The following is a 3,392-nucleotide window of genomic DNA, read 5'->3' on the forward strand; positions in this document are numbered from 1 at the left end:
CGCCCCATGAGCCCGACGCTGCCCGTCGCCGTCGTCGGTGCCGGCCCCACCGGCAGCGCCGCTGCCCTGGCCCTCGCGGCGCGCGGCGTGCGCACGGTGGTGGTCGAGCGGTGGCCCGAGGTGTACCCGCAGCCGCGGGCCGTGCACCTGGACGACGAGGTCTACCGGGTGCTCGTGCGGCTCGGGCTGGAGGACGACCTCGCCCGGCTGACCCGCCCGTGCGCCGGCCTGCGCCTGGTCGACGCCCACCTGCGGGTGCTGGCGTCGTTCGACCGCTCGGGCGCGTCGCCGGTGACGGGCTACCCGCGGGCGAACATGTTCGACCAGCCGGTGCTCGACGCCGTGCTCCGCGAGCGGCTGCGCTCGACTCCGGAGGTCACGCTGCTCACGGGTCGCGAGGTCGTCGGCGTCGAGCAGGAGTCGGCCGACCGCGTGGTGGTGCTGCACCGCCCGCTCGACGACGACGGACCGCAGGAACGTCTCGAGGCGTCGTTCCTGCTGGGCTGCGACGGCGCCAACAGCGTCGTGCGGCGGGAGCTCGGCGGCAGGATGGTCGACCTCGGCTTCGAGCAGCGCTGGCTCGTGGTCGACGTCGACACCGACGTCGACCTGGGCCACTGGGACGGCGTGCACCAGGTGTGCGACAGCACCCGGGCGGCCACCTTCATGCGCGTCGGCGCGCGCCGGTACCGCTGGGAGCTGCAGCTGCTCGACGACGAGACCGCCGACGACCTCGCGTCGCTGCCCGCGGTCCTGCCGCTGCTGCGTCCCTGGCTCGACGACGTCGACGCGGCCGACCTGCAGCTGATCCGCTCGACGGGCTACACGTTCCGCGCCGCGGTCGCGGAGCGGTGGAGGTGGGGCCGCGTGCTCCTGCTGGGCGACGCGGCGCACCTGACACCGCCGTTCGTCGGCCAGGGCATGGGCGCGGGCATCCGCGACGTCGACAACCTCGTCTGGAAGGTCGCGGGCGTGCTCGACGGCACGCTGCCGGCCGACGTGCTCGACACCTACGAGGTGGAGCGCTCCGCGCACGCCCGGGCGATGATCCTGCTGGCCCGTCGGGTCGGCGTGCTGATGAGCTCCGGGGGCCGCCTCGGCGACCACGCGCGGGGGGCCGTGCTCCCGCTCGTCGCCCGGTCGGCGCGGCTCTACGCCGGTGCGGTGGACAGCGCCACGCCCGCCCTCGTGCGCTCCTCCCTCGTGCTGAGGTCGCGCGGCGACCGGCTGGCGGGGACGCTGTGCCCGAACGTCACCGGGGGCGGAGCGACCTTCGACCGTCTGGTCGGCCACCGGTGGGCCCTCGTGACGGCGGTGCCGCCGTCGCCGTCGGCCGTGGAGGAGCTCGCGTCGCGCGACGTGGCCGTCGTCGAGGTCGGCCCTGCTGCGGGCGGGACCCTCGACCGCCTCGCCACCTGGCTCGCCGAGGCGGGCTGCGCGGCTGCCCTGGTGCGCCCCGACCGGACCGTCATGGCGTCCGGGACCGACCTGCCCGCGCTGGTCGCGACCGCGACGTCCCTCCTGCTGCCCGTCCGGACCGAGGTCCCCGCATGAGCCCGACCGCCCCCACCTACCGTCCCGACGTCTACGCCACCAGGGCGATCCTCGACCCCTACCCGCACTACCGACGCATGCGTGAGCTCGGTCCGGTCGTGTGGCTGCCGCGGCAGCGAGCGCACGCCGTCGTGCACCACGCGCCGTGCAAGGAGGTGCTGCTCGCCGACGACCGGTTCCGCTCGGAGCGGGGCGTGGCGCTGAACCCGGTGGCCAACCGGCTCAGCCGCGGCACGACCCTCAACAGCGACGACGCGGACCACGAGCGTCGGCGTCGTCTGCTCGCCAGCCGGCTGACCCCGAAGGCGCTGCGGTCGATGCGCGAGGAGGTCGACCGGCGCGCGGACGCCGTCGTCGAGGCCGCCGTGTCACGCGGCGAGGTCGACGGTGTCGTCGACGTCGCCCGCGCGCTGCCGACGTCGTTCGTGCCCGACCTGATCGGGTGGCCGCGCGAGGGTCGGGAGCACCTCCTGCCGTGGGCGGGGGCGACCTTCGACTGCCTGGGCCCGACGAACGCGCGGACGCTCCGCGCGGCACCGCGGACCCTGCGCATGATGCGGTTCGCCCGCTCCGTCGTGCGTCGCGGCGACGTGCTGCCGGGGTCGATGGGCGCCGACCTGCTCGCGAAGGTCGCGTCCGGCGAGGTGCGTCGCGAGGAGTGCCCGGCGCTGATGATCGACTACCTGGCACCGTCGCTCGACACGACGATCAGCGCGATCGCGAGCGCGCTCTGGCTGCTCGCCACGCATCCCGACCAGTGGCAGGCGCTGCGCGCCGACCCGTCCCTCGTGCCCAACGCGGTCAACGAGGTCGTGCGCGTGGAGTCCCCGCTGCGTGCGTTCTCGCGCTGGGTCGCCGCTGACACCGAGGTCGCCGGCACGCCGCTGCACCGTGGGTCGCGCGTGGTGGTGCTCTACGCCTCCGCCAACCGCGACGAGCGCGTCTGGGACCGGCCCGACGACGTCGACGTCACCCGCGACGCCAGCCAGCAGCTCGGGTTCGGCCAGGGCGTGCACGGCTGCGCGGGTCAGGGGCTCGCCCGGCTGGAGACGCAGGCGATCCTGCGCTCGCTGCTGGAACGCGTCGACCGGCTCGAGCTCACGGGCCCCGCGAGCTGGGGCCGCAACAACATCATCCACTCGCTCGACCGGCTGCCGCTGCGGCTGGTCCCCGCCCGGAAGGACGCACCATGAGGATCATCGCCGACTACGACCGCTGCGAGGGCCACGGGCTCTGCGTCGACCAGGCGCCCGAGGTCTTCGACCTCGACGACGACGGCGAGCTCGTGCACCACCTCGAGGACCAGGACGTGCCTGCGGCGCTGGAGGACGCGGCCGGTCGCGCCGTCGACTCCTGCCCCGTGGCTGCCCTGCGGCGCGCGTGAGCACCCCGGTGCCGCGTCGGGTGCTGGTCGTCGGCGGATCGACGGCCGGTGCGACCGCGCTGCGCGAGCTGCGGCGCCGGGGCTTCGACGGTCGGCTCACCCTGATCGACCCGCTCGACGGCACCCATCGTCCGCCGCTGTCGAAGGCCGTCCTGGCCGACGCGGCGCACGAGGCGTCCGTGCTCATGGACCTCGGGTCGCTCGACGTCGTCCGCGTGCCGTCGGCGGCGGCCTCGCTCGACGTCGATGCCCGTGTGGTGACCGACGTCGACGGCGGCGAGCACGGCTACGACGCGCTGCTCGTGGCCACGGGCGGCCGAGCACGACGGCTCGCTGCGGCGGGTCAGGACGGCGAGCTGGTGCTGCGCACCGTCGCCGACGCGCGGCTGCTGCGCGAGCGGCTCGCGACGGCAGCCTCGGTCGTGGTGTTGGGCGCGGGGTTCCTCGGGCTGGA

General features: G+C 75.3%; 4 protein-coding genes. All 4 read left to right on the forward strand.

From position 1 onward, the window contains the following. On the forward strand, window positions 1–1,554 hold a 1,554-nt coding region (locus NH339_RS17675; RefSeq protein WP_253027310.1), incomplete at its 5' end, for a bifunctional 3-(3-hydroxy-phenyl)propionate/3-hydroxycinnamic acid hydroxylase. Beyond that, entirely contained in the window at window positions 1,551–2,747 is a 1,197-nt protein-coding gene (locus tag NH339_RS17680) for a cytochrome P450 (RefSeq protein WP_253027311.1), read from the forward strand. The genes NH339_RS17675 and NH339_RS17680, both read left to right, overlap by 4 nt. After that, window positions 2,744–2,938, forward strand: a complete 195-nt coding sequence (locus NH339_RS17685; protein ID WP_253027312.1) for a ferredoxin — start codon at window positions 2,744–2,746, stop codon at window positions 2,936–2,938. The genes NH339_RS17680 and NH339_RS17685 overlap by 4 nt, the downstream gene beginning before the upstream one ends. Then, window positions 2,935–3,392 (forward strand): FAD/NAD(P)-binding oxidoreductase (locus NH339_RS17690; protein ID WP_253027313.1); only part of this gene is annotated, 458 nt, incomplete at its 3' end. The genes NH339_RS17685 and NH339_RS17690, both read left to right, overlap by 4 nt.

The organism is Aeromicrobium sp. CnD17-E (assembly GCF_024124745.1).
Lineage (GTDB): Bacteria > Actinomycetota > Actinomycetes > Propionibacteriales > Nocardioidaceae > Aeromicrobium.